Origin of the sequence: Streptomyces sp. SudanB25_2051 (assembly GCF_964272635.1) — a bacterium.
In the GTDB taxonomy this organism is placed as follows: Bacteria; Actinomycetota; Actinomycetes; order Streptomycetales; family Streptomycetaceae; genus Streptomyces.
The window spans coordinates 4,097,821-4,121,897 of sequence record NZ_OZ186787.1 but is presented as its reverse complement, the minus strand read 5'-3'; the positions used below and the strand labels follow the sequence as shown (position 1 = coordinate 4,121,897).

Here is a 24,077-nt window from a genome sequence, read left to right as displayed (position 1 = left end):
ACGGTCGAGGACATGACGACGAACACGCAGCAGACGCAGACCACTGAGGACAGCCACGCGGACGCCGCCCCCGCGACCGGCTCGTACGCCCCCGAGCACCCGGCCCGCCTCAACCCGGCGGCGCTCGTCCCGGATGTGTACAAAGCGATGGTCCGGCTGGACGCCGCCGCGAACCAGGGCCTCGACCCGGTGCTGGTCGAGCTGGTGAAGATCCGCTGCTCGCAGGTCAACCACTGCGCCTTCTGCCTCGACATGCACACCAAGGACGCGCTGGCGGCCGGGGAGAGCGTCGAGCGGATCGTGCAGCTCAGCGCCTGGCGGGAGTCGCGGCACTTCTACACGGAGAAGGAGGCCGCGGCGCTCGAACTGGCCGAGGCCGTCACGGTCCTGACCGACGGCTTCGTCCCGGACGAGGTGTACGAGCGGGCGGCGAAGCACTTCGACGAGGCTGAGCTGGCCCGGCTCATCTCCTCGATCATCGTGATCAACGCGTGGAACCGGTTCGCCGTGACGTGCCGCTCGGTGCCGGGCCACTACACGCCGGGGCAGTTCAAGGGCCACACCGCGTGACGGCAGAGCGCGCGGCGGACCCCGCCGAGGCGTTCCGGGCGCTGCACCACGGCCGGGCTCCGCAGGACCCGCTGGTCCTGCCCGGCCCGTGGGACGCGGCGAGCGCCCGGGTCTTCGCCGAGGCGGGGTTCCCCGCGCTGGCGACGCCGTCCGCGGGGGTGGCGGCGTCGCTCGGGTACGAGGACGGGCACACCCCGGCGGACGAGATGTTCGCCGCGGTGGCCCGGATCGTCCGGGCCGTGGACGTGCCCGTCTCGGCCGACCTGGAGGGCGGCTACGGGCTGGCGCCGAAGGAGCTGGCCGCGCGGGTGCTGGACACGGGCGTGGCCGGGGTGAACCTGGAGGACAGCCACGGGCACGAACTGAAGGACCCGGAGGCGCACGCCGAGTGGCTGGCGGAGTTCCGGTCGGCGGTGGGCGGCGCGGTGTTCCTGAACGCGCGCGTGGACACCTACGCACGGGGTGTCCCGGACCCCGAGGAGACGGTGCGGCGGGCCCGGCTGTACGTGGCGGCCGGGGCGGACGGGCTGTACCCGCTGCTGGCGCCGCCGGAGCTGCTGCCGGTCCTGCGCGCCGAGACGGGCGTGCCGCTCAACGTGCTCGCCTCGCCGGACGGCCCCCCGCCGGCCGAGCTGGGCCGGCGGGGCGCCTCCCGGATCACGTACGGGCCCCACCTCCAGCGCCGGGCGGTCCAGTCCCTGCGGGACCTCGCGCGGGAGCTGCGGGACGGGCCGCAAATCGGTTGAGGCGGCGCGCGCCGGTGGGATAGCAAGGCCGGGTGATGCGCGGAGAGAAGGTCGGGCTGCGGGCCCGGCACAGCGAGGACATCCCGGTCTTCCAGGCGGAGTTGTACAACGACGTGGTGACCCGGACCCGTGTCGACTCGCGGCCCTGGGTGCCCGTGCCGCAGGGCACGGAGAAGACGCCGAACGCGGCCGGCGCGCAGGTGGAGAGCGCGACGCCGTTCTCCGTGGTCGAGCTGGAGACGGGCGAACTGGCGGGCGAGGCCGGGCTGTGGGGCATCGACACCCACAACCGCCTCGCCCACCTGGGCATCTCACTGCGCCCGGCGTTCCGGGGCCGGGGCCTGGCCACGGACGTGGTGCGGGTGCTGTGCGCGTACGGGTTCGCCGTGCGCGGGCTGCGGCGGCTCCAGATCGAGACGCTCGCCGACAACGCCCCGATGATCGCCACCGCCCGGCGCGCCGGCTTCACCCTGGAGGGCACCCTGCGTAGCTCGGCGTGGGTGTACGGCGGTTTCGCCGACGAGGTGGTCCTCGGGCTGCTGGCGGAGGAGTGGCGGGAGTAGCCCCCGCGCGCGGCGGCCCGGCGGTGTGCCGGGCCGCCGGGCGGTCACTTGGGGAGCCAGGTCTTCCAGGTGGCCTCGTTGGCCTTGACCCACTTCTCGGCCGCGGCCTTCGGGGACATCTTCCGGTCGGCGATCATCAGGGCGACCTCGTTCTGCTGCTCGGTCGTCCACGTGAAGTTCTTCAGGAACTCGGCCGCCTCACCGCCGTTCTTCGCGAAGTCCGCGTTGAGGTACTTCTGCAGCGGTGTGTTCGGGTAGCCGCAGGCGACCTTCTCCGGGTCGGCGTCGCAGCCCTCCTTGTGCGGGGGCAGCTTCACCTCGACCAGGTCGACCTGCGCGTTCAGCCACTGCGGGGTCCACCAGTAGGTGAGGAACGGCTTCTTCTCCTCGGCGTACTTCTTGATCGCGGTGATCTGCGCCGCCTCGGAACCCGCGTACTTGGTCTTCAGGTTCAGCTTCAGGTTCTTGATGATCGCGTCGTCGTGGGTGACGTAGTCGGGCGAGCCCTCCAGGATCTGGCCCTTGCCGCCGCTCTCGGCGGTCGCGAAGTGCTTGGCGTACTTGTCGAGGTTCTTCCAGTCCGTCACGTCCGGGTGGGCGTCGGCGAAGTACTTGGGCACGTACCAGCCGATGTGCCCGGTCACGCCGAGGTCCCCGCCCCTGACGACGGTCTTCTTCTCCTCGACGTAGTTCTTCTCCTCCTTGGGGTGGCCCCAGTCCTCCAGGATCGCGTCCACGTCGCCCTTGGACAGCGCGTCCCAGGCGAGGACCTCGCCCAGCTGCTGCGTCCTGACCTTGTAGCCGAGCTCGTTCTCCAGGAGGTACGCGGCGACGGCCGTGTTGGCCTGGGCGCCGACCCAGGAGGGGACGGTCAGCGTGACGGTCTTGCCGTCGGAGCCCGCCTGCTGGGACTTGCCGGTCTCGGCGGCCCCGCACGCGCTGAGCGTGAGCACCCCGAGCGCGGCGGCGACCGCGGTGGCGGTACGGACCGCGTGGGCGGTGCGGGTGGTGCGGGCGGGGCTGGTGGGGCGGGTGGTACTGGCACTGGGCATGGAGGTGTTCCTTCGGAGGGTGTTCCTTGGGCGGGACGGACGGGAGGGGCGGGAAGGCGGGAGGTCAGCGCGTGGGCTGCTTGCGGGCCGTGGGCTGGGTGACGCGGTCGAGGACCAGGCCGAGGCAGACGATCGCCAGTCCGGCGGTCATCCCGAGGCCCATCTCGCCGCGCGACAGTCCCTTCACCACGTCGTAGCCGAGCGCGCCGCCGCCGACGAGGCCGCCCACGACGACCACGGCGAGGACCAGGACGACGCCCTGGTTGACGGCGAGCTTCAGCGCCGGGCGGGCCAGCGGCAGCTGCACCTGGAAGAGCTGCTGCCGGGTGGAGGCGCCCATGGAGCGGGCCGCCTCGAGCGCCGCCGGGTCGACCTCCCGTACGCCCTGGGTGGTGATGCGGATGACGGCCGGCAGCGCGTACACGACCGCCGCGATGATCGCCGCGGCGCGGCTGACGCCGAACAGGGCGACCACCGGGATCAGGTACACGAACTGCGGCATCGTCTGGAGCGTGTCCAGGACCGGCCGCAGCCAGCGCTCCACGAGGCGGACGCGGGCGCACGCCACACCGGTGAGGACGCCCACGACGAGCGTGACGGCGAGCGCGGCGACGACCTGCGACAGGGTGTCGAGGGACTTCGTCCACACGCCGAGCACCCCGGTCGCGGCGAGCGCGGCCGTCGCCGTCAGCGCGGTCAGCCACGTGCCGACCAGCCGCGCCAGCACGGCGACGAGCAGCAGCATCGCCCACCAGGGCAGCCACTGGAGGCCGTCGCGCAGCGGGTTGAGCAGCCCCAGCGTGAACGCGTCCGACCAGACCTGGGTGCCGCCGACGAGCGGCACGCCCGTGGACAGGTGGTCGACGACCCAGTCCTGCGCCCGGTTGACGGGGGTGGAGATGTCGTACGTCCAGCCGCGCGGCCAGGCGGTGCCCAGCGCGAGCCCCGCGAGCGTGGCCGCCAGGGTGCCGCCGAGGGCGAGCCCCCAGGCGGACCGGCCGTGCAGCACGCCGCGGCGCGGCGCGGCGGCCTCGCCCAGCCGGTCGCCGGCGGCGGCGGTCGTGCGGTCCAGCCACACGGCGATCAGCACGATCGGGATGCCCGCGGCGAGGGCCTTGCCCACGTCGACGGTGGAGAGCGCCGAGTAGACCTCCTCGCCCAGGCCGCCCGCGCCGACGAGCGCGGCGATGACCACCATGGACAGCGCCATCATGATCGTCTGGTTGAGGCCGAGGAGCATCTGGCGGCGGGCCAGCGGGAGGCGCGCGGTCCACAGCCGCTGGCGGCCGTTGGCGCCGAGCGACACGGCGGCCTCCAGCACGCCGGGGTCGGCGGAGCGCAGGCCGAGCGCGGTGAGCCGGGCCATGGGCGGGGCCGCGTAGATGACCGTGCAGAACAGCGCGGCGGGCGTGCCGGTGCCGAAGACCAGCACGAACGGCAGCAGGTACGCGAAAGCGGGCAGCACCTGCATGGTGTCCAGGACCGGCCGGAGCACGCGGTCCACCCGGTCCGAGAGGCCCGCGGCCAGGCCGATGAGCACGCCGAGCAGCGCGGCGACGGCCACGGCGACGACCATCAGGGCGAGGGTGAGCAGCGTGGCGTCCCACATGCCGAGCAGCCCGCACGCGGCGAACGCGCCGAACGCCACGGCCGCGACCCGCGCCCCGCGCCGGTCGAACCCGGCCGCGCGCCAGGCCAGCAGCACCCCGGCGGCGAGTACGCCCGCCCAGCCCATGGCGGCGAGCCCCTGGTAGACGGCGTCCACGGCGTCGGTGGCGGTGTTGGACAGGTGGAGCAGGAAGTACAGGAAGAGGGGGTGGGTGTCCCGGTTGTCGAGCACCCAGCGGTTGGCGTCGTCCAGCGGCCCGGAGATGTCCACGGTCAACCCGGCGGGCCACCCGCCGCCCCCGAGGAGCAGGGCGCCCGCGACCGCGAGCACGGCGACCAGCAGGACCGCGCCGGCTCCCCGGAGCTTCCGCGCCGTTCGCCGGGCGCGACCGGGGCCGGGCGTACCGGTACCGTCGCCCGTTCCTCCCGCGCCGGAGGCCGTGGCGGCCGCGGTGCCGGTGCCGGCCGCGGTCGCCGCGTCGGGGCGGGTCGCCGTGCCGGTGGCGGGCGTCGCGCCGGTGGCGGGCGTCGCTCCGGAGGCCGTGGCGCCCTGCGCGGGGTCGCCGCCCGTGGCCGCAGCACCGGAGGCCGGGGACGGCGGGGTCGGGGACGGCGTGTGGTCGACGGTCGTGGGGGGCCCGTCGTTCACCGCCGTCCCGTGCTGGGCGGGGGCGCCGGGCTGCCGGGGTATGGCGCGGGTCGCGGGGGGCCGCTTCTCACCCGGGTCCTGTTTGCGGGCGGTCGTGGGACTCATGCCGCCGCCTTTCCGGCCGGGGCCGCGACCCCCGCGACGACCCCCAGCAGGGTCTGCGGGTCCACGACGCCCAGGCAGCGGCCGTTCTCGACGACGCGCACCGGGGCGCCGCCGCCGTGCGCGGCCGCCGTGATGGCCTCGGAGACGGTCGCGCCGGGCGGCACCGCGGGCCCGTGCTGGGCGTCGTCGGCGCGGGCCGGGCGCATCGCGGTCCGGACGGTCACGACCTGCTCGCGCGGCACGTCCCGGACGAAGTCCCGTACGTAGTCGTCGGCGGGCGCGCCGACGATCTCCTCGGGCGTGCCCAGCTGGACGATCCGCCCGTCGCGCATCAGGGCGATCCGGTCGCCGACGCGCAGCGCCTCGCCGAGGTCGTGGGTGATGAACACCATCGTGCGGCCCTCCTCGCGGTGGAGCCGTACGACCTCCTCCTGCATGTCGCGGCGGATCAGCGGGTCGAGCGCGCTGAACGGCTCGTCGAACAGCAGCACCTCGGGGTCGACGGCGAGCGCGCGGGCGAGCCCCACACGCTGCTGCTGGCCGCCGGAGAGCTGGCCCGGCTTGCGGTGCTCCAGCCCGGCGAGGCCGACCTTGGCGACGAACCGCGCCGCGCGCTCCCGCCGTTCGGCGCGGCCGACGCCCTGGATCTCCAGGCCGTAGGCGACGTTGTCGAGGACGGAGCGGTGCGGGAGCAGCCCGAAGTGCTGGAAGACCATGGCGGCGCGGCGGCGGCGCAGTTCGCGCAGGCTGCGGCCGTCCATGGCGAGCACGTCGTCGCCGTCGATCTCCAGGGTGCCGGAGGTCGGTTCGATGAGCCGGGTCAGGCAGCGCACGAGGGTGGACTTGCCGGAGCCGGACAGGCCCATGACGACGAAGGACTCGCCCTTGCGGACGTCGAAGGACACGTCCCGTACGGCGGCGGTGCAGCCGGTGCGGGCGCGCAGCTCGGCCTGGCTCAGACCGGCCAGGGCGGGGTCGCCGGGGACGCGGTCGGCCTTGGGTCCGAAGACCTTCCACAGGTCGCGGACGGCGAACACGGGCGTACCGGTGCCGGCGGCCGTCTCCACGGCGGTGGCGGTGGCGGTGGCGTTCATCGGGTCTCACCTCGCAGCAGGTCGGCGGCCTTCTCCCCGACCATGAGCACCGCCACCATCGGGTTGACGGCGGTCATGGTCGGGAAGACCGACGCGTCGGCGACGCGCAGCCCTTCGACGCCGCGCACCCGCAGTCGCGGGTCCACCACGGCCATGTCGTCGTCGGCGGCGCCCATCCGGCAGGTGCCGGCGGGGTGGTAGACGGTGTGGGCGGCCTTGCGGGCGTACTCGGACAGCTCCTCGTCACCGGTGATCTCCGGTCCGGGGCACACCTCGCGCTTCAGCCAGCCGGCGAGCGGCTCGGTGCGGGCGATCTCGCGGGCCAGGCGGATGCCGTCCACGAGGGTGCGCGCGTCGTAGTCGTCCTCGTCGGTGAAGTACCGGAAGTCCAGGGCGGGTTTCACCCGGGGGTCGGCGCTGGTCAGGTAGAGGCGGCCGCGGCTGCGCGGCTTGGGGATGTTCGGGGTCATCGACACGCCGTGCGCGGGCTTCTCGTAGCCGAGGCGCTCGGGGTTGTCGGTGAAGGGGATCTGGTAGAAGTGGAACATCAGGTCCGGGCCGGGCGCTTCGGGGTCGCGGCGGACGAACAGCCCGGCGTCGCTGTCCATCGCGGAGTTGTCGGGGATGGGCCCGTGGGTCTCCCAGACGATCACGGACTCGGGGTGGTCGAGCAGGTTCTCGCCGACGCCCGGCAGGTCGTGGGTGACGGGGATGCCGAGCGCCTCCAGGTCCCGCTTCGGGCCGATGCCGGAGTGCATGAGCAGCCGGGGCGTGTCGACGGCGCCCGCGCACAGGACCACCTCGCGGCGGGCGGTCAGCAGCGTCTCGGTGCCGTCCTTGGCGCGGACGTGGACGCCGCGCGCCCGGCCGCCTTCGAGCTCCAGGCGGTACGCCCAGGTCTCCAGCAGGATGCGGAGGTTCGGACGCTCGTCCATCACGGGGTGGAGGTAGGCGACGGAGGCGGAGGAGCGCTTGTTGTCCTCCGGGTGGTAGGCGAGGTCGAAGAAGCCGACGCCCTCGTGGAACGGCTTGCGGTTGAAGCCCTCCACGCGCGGGACGCCGAGCGCCTGCTGCGCGGCGTCCACGAAGTCGCGGGCGATCGGGTTCCGGTCCTTCTCGTCGACCGGGACGATGTTGTTCAGGAGCCGGTCGTAGTACGGGTCCATGGCGGCGGCGTGCCAGCCGTCGGCGCCCGCGTCGGACCACTCGTCCCAGTCGGACGGGAGCGGCTTGAACGAGATGAGCGTGTTGTGCGAGGAGCAGCCGCCCAGTACGCGGGCGCGGCTGTGCCGGATGTGGCTGTTGCCGCGTGGCTGCTCGACGGTGGGGTAGTCGTAGTCCAGGTCGCCGCCGAGGAGGCCCAGCCAGCGGCGCAGGGTGAGGACGTCGGGCCGGTCGCGGTCGTCGGGGCCGCCCTCGACGACGGCGACGGTGACGGCCGGGTCGGCGCTCAGGCGGTGGGCGATGACGGACCCCGCGGTGCCGCCGCCGACGATGACGTAGTCGTACTCGGCCGTGGTCTGTTCGATGGTGTGTTCAGGGGTGCTGTTCATGTGTGGGTGTGCTTCCTGCGTCCCGTGCGGTCGTGGGTGTCTGCTGCTCAGCCCTTGAACCAGCGCACGGGGCGCGGGCGAGGTTCTGGTAGACGTGCTTGCTCTCGCGGTACTCGGCGAGTCCCGCGGGGCCGAGTTCGCGGCCGATGCCGCTCTTGCCGAAGCCGCCCCACTCGGCCTGGGGGAGGTAGGGGTGGAAGTCGTTGATCCAGACGGTGCCGTGGCGCAGCCGTGCGGCGACCCGGCGGGCGCGGCCCGCGTCGGCGGACCAGACGCCTCCGGCGAGGCCGTACTCGGTGTCGTTGGCGAGGGCGACGGCCTCGTCCTCCGTGCGGAACGTCTCGACGGTGAGGACCGGCCCGAAGACCTCCTCGCGGACGATCCGCATGCCGCGGTGGCAGCGGTCGAGGACGGTCGGCCGGTAGAACCAGCCGTCCTGGAGGTGGGGTTCGGCGGGGCGTCCGCCGCCGGCGCGCAGCACGGCGCCCTCGGCGAGCGCGGAGGCGACGAAGTCCTCGGTACGGGCGAGCTGGGCGGCCGAGACGAGGGGGCCGCACTCGACGCCGGGGTCGGTGCCGCGGCCGATGCGGATGCGGTCGGCGCGGCGCGCCAACTCCGCGACGAAACGTTCCCTCAGGGACTCCTCGACGATGAGCCGGGAGCCGGCCGAGCAGACCTGGCCGCTGTGGATGAACGCGGCGTTCAGGGCCTGGTCGACGGCGGTGTCGAAGCCCTCGGCGGTGGTGCAGGCGTCGGCGAAGACGACGTTCGGGTTCTTGCCGCCGAGTTCGAGGGCGACCTTCTTGACCGAGTCGGCGGCGGCGCGCATCACCTTCGTGCCGCTGGCGAGGCCGCCGGTGAAGGACACCAGGTCCACGTCGGGGTGTTCGGCCATCCGGGCGCCGACCGGGTCGCCGGGGCCGGTGACGAGGTTGGCGGCGCCGGCGGGCAGGCCCGCCTCGTCCAGCAGCCGCATCAGGGCGATGGTCGTCAGCGGGGTGATCTCGCTCGGCTTGACGACGACGGTGTTGCCCGCGGCGAGCGCGGGCGCGATCTTCCAGCTGGCCTGGAGCAGCGGGTAGTTCCACGGCGTGATGAGCGCGCACACGCCGACCGGCTCGTGGACGACGACGCTGTGCACGTCGGGTGACCCGGCGTCGACCACGCGGCCGGTCTCGTTGACGACGAGGTCCGCGAAGTAGCGGAAGGCGTCGGTGACGCAGTCCACGTCGACGCGGCCCTCTTCGAGGGTCTTGCCCGCGTCGAGGCTCTCCAGCAGGCCCAGTTCCTCGCGGTCGCGCTGGAGGAGGTCCGCCACGCGCCGCAGCAGCGCGGCCCGTTCCGCGACCGGGGTGGACGGCCACGGCCCGCGGCCTTCGCCGAATGCCCGGTGTGCTGCGGCGATCGCGGCGTCGGCGTCCCGCGCCCCGCCTTCCGCGACGACCGCGAGGATCGTCGCGTCGGCGGGGTCGAGGACCTCCCGGGTGGCTCCGGAAGCGGCCGTCCGCCACTCCCCCGCCACATAGATGCTGTTCTCCTGGTGCTCCGACACTTCGCGTTTTGCCTTCCGTACCCGGTGCGGTCAGGACCGTCCGTGACCGGCGACCGGGGCCCCTGCCCGAGAGACCGGAAAGCATGCGCCAAAGTGGCGGGCGTCACTCACGCGAGGTCGTCGGCGTCCCCCCGCACGTCGTCGTCGGCGCGCAGTCCGGCGACCCACAGCGGGGTCAGCCAGTGCGTGACGAGCGCGGCGAACAGCGCGGCGAAGAGGGTGCGGCCGTCCGCCCGCACCTCCGTCGCCCACAGCAGCGCGCCGAACCCGGCCGTGCCGGCCAGGAGCAGCGCCGTGGTGATCCGGTGGGCGATGGCGCGGACCCGGTCGCGCTCGGCGCGCTGCCGCTCGTCGAGCATCCGGGCGCGCAGTTCGAGCAGGCCGCGCGTGGCACCGTTGATGGCGCCCGTCGCGACCACCCACGGCAGCAGCAGGCCGAGCATCGCGAACAGCGCCCACCGCGCGTCCCCGACGACCAGGGCCAGCCACGCGGCGGCCGCGCCGGCGGTCAGCACGACGTGCGCGGCGACCAGCGCCCGCCTGCGGCCCGCCGTGGCGAACAGCGGCGCGGCCTCGCGCCGGTTCATGATCGCGTACATCCGCCGGTCGAAGCGTGTCGCGGTCCTCATGCGGTGGTCCTCCCGTTTTCCCCGTAGATCTCCTGTGTGAGCGGCTGGAACGGCTCCAGGGAGAACAGCGCCTCCACGGGGAGCCGGAAGTGGGCGGCCAGCTTCAGGGCCAGGTCGAGGCTGGGGTTGTACTGCCCGCGCTCGATGTAGCCGATGGTCTGGTAGTGGACGCCCACCGCCTCTGCCAGTGCCTGCCGGGACACCTTCCGTTCGGCCCTCACGACGGCCAGCCTGTTGTGCACCTGCTCGCTCATGTATAAGAAGTACTACATCTGATCTTAGGTGTGCAACAGAAAGCCCCCGGCGGCGCGAGGCCGTCCGGGGGCAGTCCGGTACTACGGGGTGGAGCGGGTGGTTCAGATGAGGCCGAGGCCGCGCACCGCGTCGCGCTCCTCCGCCAGCTCCTGCACCGAGGCGTCGATGCGGGTGCGGGAGAACTCGTTGATGTCCAGGCCCTGGACGATCTCGTACGTGCCGTCCTTGCAGGTGACCGGGAAGGAGGAGATGAGGCCCTCCGGGACGCCGTACGAGCCGTCGGACGGGATGCCCATGGAGGTCCAGTCGCCCTCGGCGGTGCCGTTGACCCAGGTGTGGACGTGGTCGATGGCGGCGTTGGCGGCGGACGCGGCGGAGGACGCGCCGCGGGCCTCGATGATGGCCGCGCCGCGCTTGGCGACGGTCGGGATGAACTCCTCGGCCAGCCACTGCTCGTCGTTGACGACCTCGGCGGCGTTCTTCCCGCCGATGGTGGCGTGGAAGATGTCCGGGTACTGCGTGGCGGAGTGGTTGCCCCAGATCGTCAGCCGCTTGATGTCGGAGACGGCGGCGCCGGTCTTCGCGGCGAGCTGCGAGATCGCGCGGTTGTGGTCGAGGCGGGTCATCGCGGTGAAGCGCTCGGCCGGCACGTCCGGCGCGGCGGCCTGGGCGATGAGGGCGTTGGTGTTGGCCGGGTTGCCGACGACGAGGACCTTGATGTCGTCCGCGGCGTTGTCGTTGATGGCCTTGCCCTGCGGCTTGAAGATGCCGCCGTTGGCCTCCAGCAGGTCACCGCGCTCCATGCCCTTGGTGCGGGGGCGGGCGCCGACGAGGAGGGCGATGTTCGCGCCGTCGAAGGCGACGTTCGGGTCGTCGGTGATGTCGATGCCGCGCAGCAGCGGGAAGGCGCAGTCGTCGAGCTCCATGGCGGTGCCCTCGGCGGCCTTCAGGCCCTGCGGGATCTCCAGGAGGCGCAGCTTGACCGGCACGTCGGCGCCGAGCAGGTGACCGGAGGCGATGCGGAAGAGCAGCGCGTAGCCGATCTGGCCGGCCGCGCCGGTGACGGTGACATTCACGGGAGTGCGGGTCATGTGCGATCTCCGTAAGACAGCTGGCGGTGGGGGTCCCTGCCCCGGGTGGCGGACGTCTTCCGCGCCGAGGATGCCCGGTGTCGCCGCGCACTCTCTCGACGTGGAGATATCCAGCGGTCAGGCTATCCGACCCGGTACCCCTTGAACCCCCGCCCCCTTGTGGTCCAGCTCACCCGGTCGGGGGACGCCCGGGCGGTCCGCGCCGGGCCTCCGCACGGTCAGGGGGCCTCCGTACAGCCCGTGGCGCCGCTGCGCAGCGTGGCGCAGGCGCTCGCGTCGGTACCCGCCGGGACGACGACCATCGGGGTGTACGCGTCGCCGTCCGCGTCGGCCGTGGCGCTGCGGGTGGCGCCGCCGGCCGCGGTGACCTGGACGGTGTCACCGGGCGCCGCGCGGCTGACGCGGGCCCAGGAGGCCCGGCAGGCGCGGCTGTAGCGCACCTCCACGAGGGCGGTGTCGACGATGGTGGACGCGACCGTGGAGGCGTGGGCGCCGCCGCAGCCCATGGTGTGCGGGTCCTGCCCGTCGCAGGCGCCCCGGTAGCAGCCCACACCGACGGGCAGGCTGGGCGTGGCGCCGTCGGCCGGGGCCGCGGGTTTCGCGTCGGCGGGGCGGGCGGCGGGCCGCGGTCCGCGCGGGTCGCCGAGCCCGGACAGGAGCATGACCGCCCCGAACACGAGGAGGGTGCCCAGCGCCCCGGCGAAGAACATCAGCACGGTCCGGCCATGGCGCTCGCCGTCGCCGCGGGTGGCCGCGCCTCGCGGGACCGCGGGGCGGGGGGCCGCGGGCCGGGCGGCTGCGGGCCGGTCAGGACGCGGGCGATGCCGGTGGGCTGACGGGGCGTACGGGGCGCCGCCGGCGGGCTCACCGGGGCGCGCGTACGGCGTGCCGGCGCCGGGCCCGCCCCCGGACCCGCCTCGGGTGGCGCCCCCGGAGGCGCTCGCGGCAGCACCCGGGGAGGCGCCGGCGGACGGCGCGGGCCGCGCGGGCGCGTCGAGGGCGGCACGGGCCTGGGCGAGGCGGATGTCCTCCAGGGTCTGGTCGCGGCGCTGCTCGGCGCGGCTCCAGGCGCGTTCGGCCAGCTCCCACAGGGTGACCAGGTGCACCGGGTCCGTACCGGTCGCCTCGGCCAGGGCCAGGACGGCGTCCTTGGGCGCGAGCAGCCGCCCGTTCAGATACCGCTCCCAGGACGTCCTGCCGTACCCGGTGCGGTCCGCGAGCGCGCCGAGTCCCAGCCCGCCGCGGTCCACCAGCCTGCGCAGCGTGCCGGCGAACTCCCGTACCTCCGGGTCCAGTTCCTCCGGCAGCGCCTTCCAGCGAGGCATCGCTCAGCGCCCCCCTCTTGTCATCGGGCCTCCGGACCCCCCGGCCGCCCGGCACGCCCGTGCGAACGCGCGCGCCCAGGATGGCAGTTCCGGCAGCCGGTTTCCCAGTTGTGCCCCAGCGCTCACACAGTTCCGGAATGGTCACTTCCGTGCCACAGGCCCCGGACATACCTTGATCGGAGTTTGGCGGGTGCATGACGCTGTTCCTGCGTGCGGCGCCCGTCCTGTACTCGGGGGAGGGGATGGGCGCCGCCGTCCAGCGCGCCCGCTCGTCGCGGGGGCGGCCCCGCGACGCGCGGTCGCGCGCCGGGCCGTTCCGTAGCGGGCGCTCCGCACCGGGCCGTCCGGCACCGGACGGTTCCGCGCCGGGCCCTGCCCCGCCGGGCGGCTCCGGCTACCGGACGGTGAAACGGACCAGGTCCTTCAGGAACGGGATCTCCAGCCACGGGTTCGGCTGGGTCATCAGGGCGAACAGCACGATGCCGCCGCCCAGCACCCCGTACGTGATCATGTCGGTGAACCGGGACCGTACGGCGAGCATCCCGACGGACGGCAGCACACGCCGTATCCCGGCGCCTGTCAGCAGCGCGGCGCCGATCAGCAGCGCCCCGATCCTCGGCGCGTGCGGGAACGGGTCGATCCCGATGATCACCAGTCCGAGCGCGGTGAGCCCCAGGACGGTGAGCAGCGGCCACTGGCGGGCGGGCGCGGGCGCGTCGCCGGGCGCGGCCCTGCCGCCTCCCTCGGGCCGTACGGTGCCCTCGGTCACGGCGGGCGGGCGCCGGGAGCCCCCCGGTGCCTGGCCGTCGCCCTGCGCGGCACCGGCGTCCTGTACGGCGTCCGCGTCACCGGCGGTACGCGAGGCGGCGCGGGCCCGCACCGGCGGGGCCTCCGCGCCGTCCGGGCCCTCGTCCTCGTCGTCCTCGTCCCCGTGCGCGGCCGCCCTGCCGCCCGGGTGCCCGGACACGGCGACCGCCCCGGCCACGGCGGCGCCGGCCGCCGCGAGCGCCCCGGCGCCGGCGCCCGGCCCCACGACCGTCTCCGCCCCGACAGCGGCGTCCTCGTCACCGGCGGCGCCGGCGTCCGTACGGCTGCCCTCACCGTCCTCCCGCGAGGCGCCGCCCGTCCCCGCGCCGGCACCGCCGTCGGCGCCCGTGTCGGAACCGCCGTCGGCGCCCGCGTCGGGGCCGTCGGCCGGGTCGGCGCCGGAACCGGCTCCGCCGGCGGGCGCCGGACCGGCCGCGGGGGCCGCCTGCCCGCCGGGCGCGGCCGGGGTCGTACCCGGCTGGGCGGAGTCCGCCGTCGCGGGTCCGTCGTTCGGCATGGAGTGGGCCTCTTTCGGGGTCAGAGCGCCGCGCGCTCGGCGGCCTCGACGACGTTGACCAGCAGCTGCGCGCGCGTCATCGGGCCGACGCCGCCCGGGTTGGGGGCGACCCAGCCGGCCACCTCGCGCACGCCCGGGTGCACATCGCCCATGATCTTGCCGCTCTCGTCGCGGCTCACGCCCACGTCCAGCACCGCCGCGCCCGGCTTGATGTCCTCGGGCTTGATCAGGTGCGGCACGCCGGCGGCGGCGACCACGATGTCGGCCTGGCGCAGGTGCGCGGACAGGTCCCGCGTACCGGTGTGGCACTGGGTCACCGTCGCGTTCTCGGAGCGCCGCGTCAGCAGCAGCGGCATCGGGCGCCCGATCGTCACGCCGCGCCCCACGACCACCACGTGCGCCCCGGCGATCTCCACGCCGTGGCGGCGCAGCAGCGTCACGATGCCCGCGGGCGTGCAGGGCAGCGGCGCGGGCTCGCCGAGCACCAGCCGGCCCAGGTTCATCGGGTGCAGGCCGTCCGCGTCCTTGGCCGGGTCCATCAGCTCCAGCACCCGGTTGGTGTCCACGCCCTTCGGCAGCGGGAGCTGGACGATGTACCCGGTGCACGCCGGGTCCTCGTTCAGCTCGCGGACGACCGCCTCGATCTCCTCCTGCGTCGCCGTCGCGGGCAGCTCCCGCTGGATCGACGCGATGCCCACCTGGGCGCAGTCGCGGTGCTTGCCGGCCACGTACTTCTGGCTGCCGACGTCATCGCCGACCAGCAGTGTCCCGAGCCCCGGCGTGATGCCCCTGGCCTTCAGGTCCGCCACGCGGGCGGTCAGATCGGACTTGATCGCTGCGGCCGTGGCCTTGCCGTCGAGAATCTGGGCGCTCATGTGCCCATACTCGCGGATGACCCCCGCCCTCTTCCAATTCCGGGCGCCGGGGGCACGCGGGAGAGGTTGCGTCTGCACAACGTTCCCACATACCGACTGGACAAAAAGCGCATGGTAATACGACCATGACGGCGCAATGCCGCGGGCAGTGCCGGGGGGACGTATGCGGCGCGTACTTAGGGTGCAGGCAGTTCCTCCGCGCGGGCCGCGCGTCCCCGCACATCCCACGGAGGAACACCGCCATGAGTTTCGGCGACCCGAACAACCCTTACGGCCAGCAGCCGGCGCAGCCCGGCTACGGCCAGCCCGCCCAGCCCGGTTACGGCCAGCCCGCGCAGCCCGGTTACGGCTACCCGCAGGCCCCGGCGTACGACGGCGGTTACCCGGCCGCGCCGATGAAGATGCCCGGTCTGATCACGACCGCGCGCGTCCTGCTCTTCATCGTCTCGGGTCTGCAGATCCTCGCCGGTGTCGTCCTGGCGATCGCCATCGCCGCCGCCAAGGACGTCGCGGACTCCTACGGCGCCAGCGGCGACAGCACGAACGCCCTCGCGGGCCTGGGCTTCATCGTCGTGTTCATCGTGCTGGCGTTCGCCGCGTGGGCCCTCGTGCTCGGCGTGAAGTTCGGCAAGGGCGGCAACGGCGTGCGCATCACGACGATCGTCTACGCTGCGCTGTTCATCCTGCTCAGCCTGACCAACTTCGCGTCCGGCGAGGCCACTTCGGCCGTCGGCGGTGTCATCGGTCTCGCCATCGGCGGCATCATCCTCGCGTCGATGGTGAACAGCAGCGCCACGGCGTGGTTCAACCGTCCGCGCCACTGACAGCGCGCTTCACCCGAAGGCCGTGACCCCCGCCCGGGGTCACGGCCTTCGCCGTACCCCGGCACCAGCGCCGCCGCGGTCGCCCTTCGCGGGCACCGGACGCACGAGAGCCCCCGAAGGCCCCTGACGGCCCGGACGGCCCCGGACCGCACGCGCAGCACCGGGCCCGCCGGAGCGCCGCCCCTGGACGCCCGGGAGCGGTCCCTGGACGCCCGGAGCGCGGCCCCCGGACGCCCCGAGCGCGGCCCCTGGACGGCTCCACGAGCCTCCGTACAAGCAGCCCCCGGCCCGTGGCCCGGACACGCGCCCCGGCCGGGAGACCCCCGCCCCGCTGCCCGGACGCCACGAGGGCCGCCCGGCAGGTCGCCGGACGGCCCTCGTGCGCGTATCCGCGCCGCGCGCTCAGTGGAAGAAGTGGCGCGTGCCCGTGAAGTACATGGTCACGCCCGCCTTCTTCGCGGCCTCGACCACCAGCTCGTCGCGGACGGAACCGCCGGGCTGGACGACCGCCTTGACACCGGCGGCCGTCAGGATCTCCAGGCCGTCGGGGAACGGGAAGAACGCGTCGGACGCGGCGTAGGAGCCGCGCGCCCGCTCCTCGCCGGCGCGCTCGACGGCGAGCTTCGCGGAGTCGACGCGGTTGACCTGGCCCATGCCGACGCCCACGCTGGCGCCGTCCTTGGCGAGGAGGATCGCGTTGGACTTGACGGCGCGGCAGGCGCGCCAGGCGAAGGCCAGCTCGGCCAGTTCGGCCTCCGGCAGGGCGTCACCCGTGGCGAGCGTCCACGTCGACGGGTCGTCGCCCTCGGCCTGGAGGCGGTCGGTGACCTGGAGCAGCGCACCGCCGTCGATGGGCTTGACCTCGACCGGCGCGGCCGGCGCACCGGGGCAGCGCAGGACGCGGATGTTCTTCTTGCGGGCGAGGATCTCGACCGCGCCGTCCTCGTAGTCGGGGGCGACGATGACCTCGGTGAAGATCTCCGCGACCTGCTCGGCCATGGCGACGGACACCGGGCGGTTCACGGCGATGACGCCGCCGAACGCGGAGAGCGGGTCGCAGGCGTGGGCCTTGCGGTGCGCCTCGGCCACGTCGGCGCCGACGGCGATGCCGCACGGGTTGGCGTGCTTGATGATCGCGACGCACGGGTCGGCGTGGTCGTACGCGGCGCGGCGGGCGGCGTCGGTGTCCGTGTAGTTGTTGAAGGACATCTCCTTGCCGTGCAGCTGCTCCGCCTCGGCGAGGCCGCCCTTGCCGTCGACGTAGAGCGCGGCGCCCTGGTGCGGGTTCTCGCCGTAGCGCAGGACGTCGCGGCGGGCGTAGGTGGCGCCGGTGAAGTCGGGGAACGCCGAGTCGTCGGCCGGGGCGTACGAGGACGCGAACCAGGAGGCGACGGCCACGTCGTACGCGGCGGTGTGCTGGAACGCCTCGGCGGCGAGCCGCTTGCGGGCCGCCAGGTCGAAGCCGCCCGCGGCGACGGCGGCGAGGACGTCGCCGTACCGGGCCGGGGAGGTGACGACCGCCACGGACGGGTGGTTCTTGGCGGCGGCGCGGACCATGGACGGGCCGCCGATGTCGATCTGCTCGACGCACTCGTCGGGGGCCGCGCCGGACGCGACGGTCGCCTCGAACGGGTACAGGTTCACGACGACCAGGTCGAACGGCTCCACGCCCAGCTCGGCGAGCTGCTCGCGGTGGGCGTCCAGGCGCAGGTCGGCGAGGATGCCGGCGTGGACGCGCGGGTGCAGGGTCTTGACGCGGCCGTCCAGGCACTCGGGGAAGCCGGTCAGCTCCTCGACCTTGGTGACCGGGACGCCCGCGGCGGCGATCTTCGCGGCCGTGGACCCCGTGGAGACCAGCTCGACGCCCGCCTCGTGCAGGCCGCGGGCCAGGTCCTCCAGCCCCGTCTTGTCGTAGACACTGATCAACGCGCGACGGATGGGCTTATTCACCGACATGAACCTTTCGTCCCTCAATGCGGTAGCCGTGCCGGGCGAGACGCCCCACGACCTCGACGAGCAGCGTGCGCTCGACTTCCTTGATGCGCTCGTGGAGAGCGTCTTCGTCGTCCGTGTCCCGCACCTCGACCACGCCCTGGGCGATGATCGGGCCGGTGTCGACGCCGTCGTCGACGAAGTGGACGGTGCATCCGGTGACCTTCGCGCCGTACGCGAGCGCGTCCCGCACTCCGTGGGCACCGGGAAAACTGGGCAGCAGGGCGGGGTGGGTGTTGACCGTGCGCCCGCCGAAGCGCGCCAGGAACTCCTTCCCGACGATCTTCATGAAGCCGGCCGAGACGACGAGGTCCGGCTCGTACGCGGCGGTGGCCTCGGCGAGCGCGCGGTCCCACTCGTCACGCGTCGCGTAGTCCTTCACCCGGCGCACGAACGTCGGCACCCCGGCCCGCTCGGCCCGCTCCAGACCCGCGATGCCGGTGCGGTCGGCGCCGACGGCGACGATCCGGACGAGGGAGCCGTACCCCTCGGGGTCGGCGGCGATGGCGTCGAGCAGCGCCTGGAGGTTCGTTCCGGAGCCGGAGACCAGGACGACGACGCGGGTGGCGGCGGGGGCGGCGGGGGCCACGGGGGGACTCTTTTCGCGTGAGCGGTACGACGTGCGGGGTTGCTGTGCGGGCTTCGATGTGCGGCTTTGTAGGGTCGTACGAACGCGTCGTGTGCTCCGATACGGGGAACTCTACGAACGCGCCGACCGTCAGCAACGATACCGGCACACCGCACCTCCCCCACGGGACGGGGGCCGGGGCGGGCGGTAGCGTCTGGTGCAGAACCGTTCCCCGTGACGCGCGGCGGCGCGGACGACCGGCAGGGCGCGCAGCCTTCGACGGCCGGCCGGAAGGCGCCGACGCCTGGCAGCAGACAGGCGGGGGACGGACGGATCACGACAACAGGGGAAGACGTTCACCACATGCCGGACCGAGGCCGCCAGCCCACCGACGACAGCAACCCCTTCGCGCCCCCGCCGGAGGGGAGCCCCGACCAGCCCTGGCAGCCGCGCCGCCCCGCGGAGAGTGCCGACGGCCCGGGGAGCTCCGGCACGTCCGACGACGACGGCGACGAGGGCGGCCGCGAGGGGCGGGACGGGCGCTGGGGCGGCCGCTGGAGCCCGCGGCAGCCGGGCCGCTCCTCGGACGGCTTCGGCGGCGAACCGTCCCGGCAGGGGCGCCCGCAGCAGGAGGGCCCGCAGCTGCGCTGGGACCCGACGGACCCCTCGCAGCGGCGTGCGCGGTACGCCCTGCTGTCGGGCATGTGGGGCTTCTTCTTCGCGGTGTTCGACTTCCCGGAGCTGGCGCTGCTGCTGGGCGCGCTCGCGCTGTACTGGGGCATCAGCTCCCTGCGGGCGCGCGGCCGGGGCGAGGCCGCGGCGGCGGCCGCGGTGAAGTCCCAGACGACGGCGGCGGTCAGCGGCCTGATCACGGGCACGCTGGCGCTGGCCATCGTGGCGACGATGTTCACCTTCCAGCTGGTGTACCGCGACTTCTACACCTGCGCGCAGGACGCGCTGACGAAGGACGGCCAGGTGGCGTGCAATCAGCAGCTGCCCGAGCCGCTGCGGGAGCTGATCGGCGTCAAGCCGTAGCCCCTCGCCCGTCCCGGCGCGCCCCCGAGCCGCCCGTCCCGACCCGCCCGCGCGGCGTCGGGCCGGGCGGTTCGTCGTTGTGCGCGGGTACGCCGGGGCGCTGACGCGCGCTCGCAGGTCCAGCGCTCACAGGTCCGGGGCCCGGTGCTCGTGGGTCCGGGGCCCGGCGCTCGTAGGTCCAGGTTCCGGCGCTCGCGCGGCACGCCCCGGTGCTCGCAGCCGGGTCCGGTGCTCGTGGGTCCGGGGCCCGGCGCTCGCGCGGCACGCCCCGGCCCGAGCCGTACGCCCGCGCGGCCGGCCGGCGGCTCAGCCGGTCGCGCGCGTGCGGCGGGCGTAGGCGCGGGCGGCGCGGGCGCGGTCGCCGCAGCGGGTGGTGCACCAGGTGCGGCGTCCGTTGCGCAGCAGGTACCGGTCGCACGGCGGCGACCCGCACGCCATGAGCCGCCCCGCGTCCTCGCCGGTCAGCAGGTCGGCGGCGTCGGCGGCCAGCACGGCGAGGGCGTGCTCCACGATCCGGGTGACGGGGTGCGCGGTCTCGCGGTGGAGCCCGCGCTCGGGGTCCCAGCGCAGCAGCGAGGGGGCGGGCACCCGCATGAGGGCCTCGTTGACCGCGGCGAGCGCCGGCGCGGGTGCGGGGGCCTCGGCCACGCGCGCCGCGAACAGGGCGCGCACGTGCTCCCGCAGCGCCCGGAGCTGAGCGGCGCACTCCTCCCGGAGCCCGGCGCCCGCGGGGGCCAGGCCGCGCTCGAACAGCCACTGGTCGGCGCCGGCCGGCTCCCCGACGAGGTCGACGCGCCGCCCTCCGGGGAGGTTGAAGGCGCTGTTGGCCAGGTCGAGGGCGGGGTACCGCTCCGCGCCCGGAGCGGGCGGCGGGGGCCCGGCCGACAGGATCTCTTTCACGCCTCTCATGGTACGGGCCGTTTCTTTCCGTGAGAGCAGGTACTACGATCTCACGGACAAGACGCTTCTCATCCGTGAGGTTTCCCATGGCGACCGACAGCACGCCCAGCCCCGCACCGCACACGTCCAGCACCGGGCACATATCCACCGCGGGGCGGATACCGTCCCAGCCGACCCCGCCGGAGCGGGTGCCGATCAGGGTCCTGGGCGGCCCGACGGCGCTCATCGAGTACGGCGGACTGCGCCTCCTGACCGACCCGACGTTCGACGAGCCGGGCGAGTACCCGGTCATGGGGGTCGCGGTCCTCCAGAAGACCGCGCCGCCCCGCGCGACCGCCGCCGAGCTGGGGCGGATCGACGCCGTGCTGCTGTCCCACGACGAGCACCCGGACAACCTGGACCGCTCCGGACGCGAGTTCACCGAGGCCGCGCCGCTCGTCCTGACCACCACCGGCGGCGCCACCCGCCTGGGCGGCGGCGCGCGCGGGCTGGCCCCGTGGCAGTCGGTGGAGCTGCCCCGCCCGGACGGCGGCACGGTCACGGTCACGGCCACGCCCGCGCTCCACGGCCCCGAGGGGGCCGAGGAGATCATGGGCCAGGTGATCGGCTTCGTCCTGACCGGCGCCGGCCTGCCGACGGTGTACGTGAGCGGCGACAACGCGTCCCTGGACGTGGTCCGCGAGGTGGCCGACCGGTTCGGCCCCCTGGACACGGCGGTGCTGTTCCTCGGGGCGGCCCGCTCGGTCTTCTGGGACGGGGCCCTGATCACCCTCGACAGCGCGATGGCCGTGGAGGCCGCCCGGATTCTCGGCGCCCGCAGGGTGGTCCCGGCCCACATGGACAGCTGGACCCACTTCACCGAGGGCCACGAGGAGGTGGCGACGGCCTTCCGCGCGGCGGGCCTCGGCCACCGGCTGCACATGGCCTGAGGCGCTGACGACCGATCGCGCTGGCGGCGCGGGCGGTCCGTCCGCGCCGAGCCGTGGACGGCAGGGGCGCCGCGCCCCGTGCGGGTGGCGCGGACGACAGGGCCCCCGCGCCCCGTACGGGCGTCGCCGCTCCTCAGTCCGGCTCGCCCGCTTCGGGGGCGGTGAGCGGGTCCTGCTCCACGTCGTACGGCGCCTCCGGCTCCGGGGGCTCCGTCGGCGGGGGCTGGGGCGCCGGGTCCTCCGGTGCCTGAGGGTCCTCCGGCGCGGAGCCGTCGGGGTCGGGCCACGAGAGGCCGAGCCAGACGGCGGGGCTCCAGGCGGGAACGCGCGGGCGGCCGGGCGGCGCCGGGGTCCCGCCGTCGGACGCCGCCGCGCGCACCCGCCCCGCGGCCCTCGCGTCCTTCGACGGCTTGCGGTGGCGGGCCCCGCGCGCGGGCTTCGGGGTCTCCGGGCCCACCGGGGCCTCCCGAGCGGCCCGCGCCGCGTCGTCCACCCGCGCGGCCCGCTCCCGGCTGCGCCAGAGCCGCAGCGTCAGCGCCACCGGCACCGCCACCACCGCGGTCCACGCCAGCGCCGCCGCGCCCGCCTGCCACCACACCGGCCCGAACTCCGCCAGCCGCCCCGCCCCCAGCGGCCCCGACGCCGCCGCCGCGAGCGCCGCCGTCACCGCGCCGCACACCACCGCCGCCAGGGCCGCCGCCCCGGCCGTACGCCCCGCGCTCCACGTCTCGTCCCGGCGGGCCAGCGGCGGCGCGGCCTCCTCCGCCGTACGCCACCCCGCCACCGCGCCAGCCGCCACCGGCACCACCGCCGCCGCCCACGTCACCCAGCCGCCCCGTACGCCCTCCGGCACCGCGGCCAGCAGCGGGAAGTCCGGCACCGCGGGCGCCCCCACCACGCCCAGCGGCGTCACCACCACGCCCACTCCGAGCGCGAACCCGGGCCCCAGGCCGTACGCCGCGCCCCACACCGCCGCGTTCGGCAGCAGCGCCAGGGCCAGCACCAGCACCGCCACCCGCCCGGCCCAGTCCACCGAGAGCCCGGTCAGCGACGTGTAGGCCGCGTCCCAGTGCCACACCAGCGACCCGGCCACCAGCAGCGCCCCGCCCCCGAGCAGCATCAGCACCGCCCCGCCCGCGGCGCGCGCCGCCGCCAGGGACCGGGACCGCGCGGGGGCCCGCCGCACCCAGGCGGGCAGCCACTCCGGGAGCGGCCCGAGCGGACGCCCGTACGCGCTCCACGCCCCGCCCGCCGCCGCCAGCACCACGACCAGCGGCACATGCCCGGCCGCGCTCGGCGGATGCGCCTCAAGCGGCCCGCCCAGCGCGTACAGGGCGGCGGCCCCGGCGACCGCCAGGTACCCGGCCGACACCGCGCACACCGCCCCGACGGGTGCCGGCCTCGGCCGTGTACCGCCCGGCTCCAGCACATCGCGGGCCGCCCGGTACGCCAGCCACACCGGCAGCGCCGCCGTCAGCAGCGGCACCACACCGACCGGCGCCGGCGGCCCGCCACCCAGCGTCTCGGGGCGTACGAGCTCCACCCCGTGCGCCAGCAGCCACAGGCCCGCCGCGACGTGCAGCGCGCCGGCGGGGCCGCTGTCGGGGTAGGGCGAGGCGATCCACGCGGCGATCACGAGGACGGTGAACGCGCACAGGCCCAGCCCCGCCGCGGTCGCGCCGCGCACGAACGCGACCGCCGCCGCGGCGGCGGGACGGCCGCCGTACACGACGGGCGGCGACTCGGCGAGGGGCTGTGCCGTCTCGGATGCGGGCGTGGCGAGGGGTGCGGAATCGGACACGGAAGCGGTCACGGAATCATGCTGCCAACGACACGCGCTGTAGTCGCGCAACAGGCAGATGCCCGCTGTGTCGCTCAATATACGTTTATGTACTTTTCCGCTACGGACGGTGTTCGCGGAGGCTCGCGATGACGCAGGGCACGATCGACGGCGGGACGCCCGGGACGGCCACACTGGACCCGCCGCCCGGTGACCCGGCGCCCGGACCGGGAACGGTGGCCGTGCCGACGACGCCCGTCGAGGCGTTCGACGCGCTGTACACCTACGCCGCGCCCGCGCTCGTACGGCAGGCGTACGCCCTGTGCGGGCGGCGGCACCTGGCGCGGGAGGCCGTCGAGTACGCCTTCCACCAGGCGTGGGACCGATGGCCGGAAGTCGCCGTCGACCGGGACCCGGCCGGCTGGGTGCGGGCCGTCGCGCACGACTACGCCCTCTCGCCCTGGCACCGGCTGCGCCGCGCTCACCGGTACCCCGACCCGCCGTCCGGCCCCGGCCCCGTACGGGCGGTGCGCGACGCGATGCTGGAGCTGCCGCCCTCGTACCGCCGCACGCTGCTGCTGTACGACGGGCTGGGCGTCGGCCTGCCGGAGGTGGCCGCCGAGACGGAGGCCAGCAGCCCGGCCGCCGCGCACCGGCTGGTCCACGCGCGGGACGCGGTCGCCGAGCGGGTCCCGGCCCTCGCCGACCCGGACGTGCTACGGCTGCGGCTGGGCGAGCTGCTGGAGCAGGGCGCGGCCACGGTCCTGGCCACCCCGAAGGCGGTACGGGCCGGTGGCGAGCGGCGCGTCTGGCTGTGGACGCGCGGTACGGCGGCGCTGTCGGCGCTCATCGTCGCGGCGACGGCCTTCACGCTCGCGACGGCGCCCACCCGGTACGAGCCGCCGCTGGCGCCCGGCGAGGCGGTGGCGGGCGTCCCGGTCCTCAGCGGCCCGGAGCACCGCACCCCGGAGGACGGATGGCTCCGCGCCCATCTGGACCGCCAGCCGGTGACCGGTCCGCACCGCCTGCTCCCGTCCCCGCACTGACCGCGCGCGCCT

General features: G+C 75.0%; 21 protein-coding genes and 1 pseudogene. 7 read left to right on the top strand and 15 right to left on the bottom strand.

Annotated features, from left to right (window positions below; genetic code table 11):
* Positions 1-12 precede the first annotated feature (12 nt).
* The 3 genes from ACSUPT_RS18620 to ACSUPT_RS18610 are packed head-to-tail and all read left to right on the top strand — an operon-like array spanning position 13 to position 1,879.
* Positions 13-570, top strand: coding sequence for a carboxymuconolactone decarboxylase family protein (locus ACSUPT_RS18620; protein WP_361654758.1), 558 nt, complete (start codon positions 13-15; stop codon positions 568-570).
* Positions 567-1,316, top strand: coding sequence for an isocitrate lyase/PEP mutase family protein (locus ACSUPT_RS18615; protein ID WP_436945014.1), 750 nt, complete (start codon positions 567-569; stop codon positions 1,314-1,316). Before ACSUPT_RS18620 ends, ACSUPT_RS18615 begins: the two co-directional genes overlap by 4 nt.
* Before the next feature lie 32 nt (positions 1,317-1,348).
* Positions 1,349-1,879, top strand: coding sequence for a GNAT family N-acetyltransferase (locus ACSUPT_RS18610; protein ID WP_436945012.1), 531 nt, complete (start codon positions 1,349-1,351; stop codon positions 1,877-1,879).
* Positions 1,880-1,923: 44 nt separating this feature from the next.
* On the opposite strand, the gene ACSUPT_RS18605 is transcribed toward ACSUPT_RS18610, so the two are convergent.
* The 11 genes and pseudogenes from ACSUPT_RS18605 to ACSUPT_RS18555 form a co-directional block, all read right to left on the bottom strand.
* Positions 1,924-2,931 carry an ABC transporter substrate-binding protein gene (locus tag ACSUPT_RS18605; protein WP_436945010.1) on the bottom strand — a complete coding sequence of 336 codons (1,008 nt, stop codon included), beginning with the start codon at positions 2,929-2,931 and terminating at the stop codon, positions 1,924-1,926.
* A gap of 64 nt (positions 2,932-2,995) precedes the next feature.
* Positions 2,996-5,293: an ABC transporter permease gene (locus ACSUPT_RS18600; RefSeq protein ID WP_436945008.1), complete on the bottom strand. Its 2,298-nt coding sequence runs from the start codon at positions 5,291-5,293 to the stop codon at positions 2,996-2,998.
* Positions 5,290-6,387, bottom strand: coding sequence for a quaternary amine ABC transporter ATP-binding protein (locus tag ACSUPT_RS18595; RefSeq protein ID WP_436945006.1), 1,098 nt, complete (start codon positions 6,385-6,387; stop codon positions 5,290-5,292). Before ACSUPT_RS18595 ends, ACSUPT_RS18600 begins: the two co-directional genes overlap by 4 nt.
* Positions 6,384-7,940, bottom strand: coding sequence for a GMC family oxidoreductase (locus ACSUPT_RS18590; protein WP_436945004.1), 1,557 nt, complete (start codon positions 7,938-7,940; stop codon positions 6,384-6,386). The genes ACSUPT_RS18595 and ACSUPT_RS18590 overlap by 4 nt, the downstream gene beginning before the upstream one ends.
* Before the next feature lie 47 nt (positions 7,941-7,987).
* Positions 7,988-9,462: pseudogene (locus tag ACSUPT_RS18585) on the bottom strand (aldehyde dehydrogenase family protein).
* A gap of 137 nt (positions 9,463-9,599) precedes the next feature.
* Entirely contained in the window at positions 9,600-10,121 is a 522-nt protein-coding gene (locus ACSUPT_RS18580) for a hypothetical protein (protein WP_361654736.1), read from the bottom strand.
* Positions 10,118-10,375, bottom strand: coding sequence for a helix-turn-helix transcriptional regulator (locus ACSUPT_RS18575; RefSeq protein WP_351963406.1), 258 nt, complete (start codon positions 10,373-10,375; stop codon positions 10,118-10,120). The genes ACSUPT_RS18580 and ACSUPT_RS18575 overlap by 4 nt, the downstream gene beginning before the upstream one ends.
* Positions 10,376-10,477: 102 nt before the next feature.
* Entirely contained in the window at positions 10,478-11,467 is a 990-nt protein-coding gene (locus tag ACSUPT_RS18570) for a malate dehydrogenase (protein WP_351963405.1), read from the bottom strand.
* 218 nt (positions 11,468-11,685) lie between these two features.
* Positions 11,686-12,792 carry an XRE family transcriptional regulator gene (locus ACSUPT_RS18565; RefSeq protein WP_361654732.1) on the bottom strand — a complete coding sequence of 369 codons (1,107 nt, stop codon included), beginning with the start codon at positions 12,790-12,792 and terminating at the stop codon, positions 11,686-11,688.
* A 394-nt stretch (positions 12,793-13,186) separates the two neighbouring features.
* Positions 13,187-14,116, bottom strand: coding sequence for a DUF3017 domain-containing protein (locus ACSUPT_RS18560; protein ID WP_436945001.1), 930 nt, complete (start codon positions 14,114-14,116; stop codon positions 13,187-13,189).
* A 20-nt stretch (positions 14,117-14,136) separates the two neighbouring features.
* A complete protein-coding gene (locus tag ACSUPT_RS18555; protein ID WP_351963402.1) occupies positions 14,137-14,991 on the bottom strand; it encodes a bifunctional methylenetetrahydrofolate dehydrogenase/methenyltetrahydrofolate cyclohydrolase in 855 nt (284 codons plus the stop codon).
* A gap of 242 nt (positions 14,992-15,233) precedes the next feature.
* Between ACSUPT_RS18555 and ACSUPT_RS18550 the strand changes: the two genes are divergently transcribed.
* Positions 15,234-15,815, top strand: coding sequence for a hypothetical protein (locus tag ACSUPT_RS18550; RefSeq protein WP_351963401.1), 582 nt, complete (start codon positions 15,234-15,236; stop codon positions 15,813-15,815).
* Between the two features lie 402 nt (positions 15,816-16,217).
* Here the strand turns inward: ACSUPT_RS18550 and purH are convergent, their stop codons facing one another.
* A complete protein-coding gene (purH, locus tag ACSUPT_RS18545; RefSeq protein WP_351963400.1) occupies positions 16,218-17,771 on the bottom strand; it encodes a bifunctional phosphoribosylaminoimidazolecarboxamide formyltransferase/IMP cyclohydrolase in 1,554 nt (517 codons plus the stop codon).
* Positions 17,758-18,396 carry a phosphoribosylglycinamide formyltransferase gene (gene purN, locus ACSUPT_RS18540; RefSeq protein WP_351963399.1) on the bottom strand — a complete coding sequence of 213 codons (639 nt, stop codon included), beginning with the start codon at positions 18,394-18,396 and terminating at the stop codon, positions 17,758-17,760. Before purN ends, purH begins: the two co-directional genes overlap by 14 nt.
* Before the next feature lie 342 nt (positions 18,397-18,738).
* Between purN and ACSUPT_RS18535 the strand changes: the two genes are divergently transcribed.
* Positions 18,739-19,410, top strand: coding sequence for a hypothetical protein (locus ACSUPT_RS18535; RefSeq protein ID WP_361654722.1), 672 nt, complete (start codon positions 18,739-18,741; stop codon positions 19,408-19,410).
* 306 nt (positions 19,411-19,716) lie between these two features.
* Here the strand turns inward: ACSUPT_RS18535 and ACSUPT_RS18530 are convergent, their stop codons facing one another.
* Entirely contained in the window at positions 19,717-20,319 is a 603-nt protein-coding gene (locus ACSUPT_RS18530) for an ABATE domain-containing protein (RefSeq protein ID WP_351963397.1), read from the bottom strand.
* Positions 20,320-20,468: 149 nt separating this feature from the next.
* Between ACSUPT_RS18530 and ACSUPT_RS18525 the strand changes: the two genes are divergently transcribed.
* Complete coding sequence (locus tag ACSUPT_RS18525; RefSeq protein ID WP_403501709.1) at positions 20,469-21,239, top strand: MBL fold metallo-hydrolase; 771 nt, start codon at positions 20,469-20,471, stop codon at positions 21,237-21,239.
* Positions 21,240-21,372: 133 nt separating this feature from the next.
* On the opposite strand, the gene ACSUPT_RS18520 is transcribed toward ACSUPT_RS18525, so the two are convergent.
* A complete protein-coding gene (locus ACSUPT_RS18520) occupies positions 21,373-23,052 on the bottom strand; it encodes a cell division protein PerM (protein ID WP_436945000.1) in 1,680 nt (559 codons plus the stop codon).
* 116 nt (positions 23,053-23,168) lie between these two features.
* On the opposite strand from ACSUPT_RS18520, the gene ACSUPT_RS18515 reads away from it, so the two are divergent.
* A complete protein-coding gene (locus tag ACSUPT_RS18515) occupies positions 23,169-24,065 on the top strand; it encodes an RNA polymerase sigma factor (RefSeq protein ID WP_436944999.1) in 897 nt (298 codons plus the stop codon).
* Positions 24,066-24,077 lie beyond the last annotated feature (12 nt).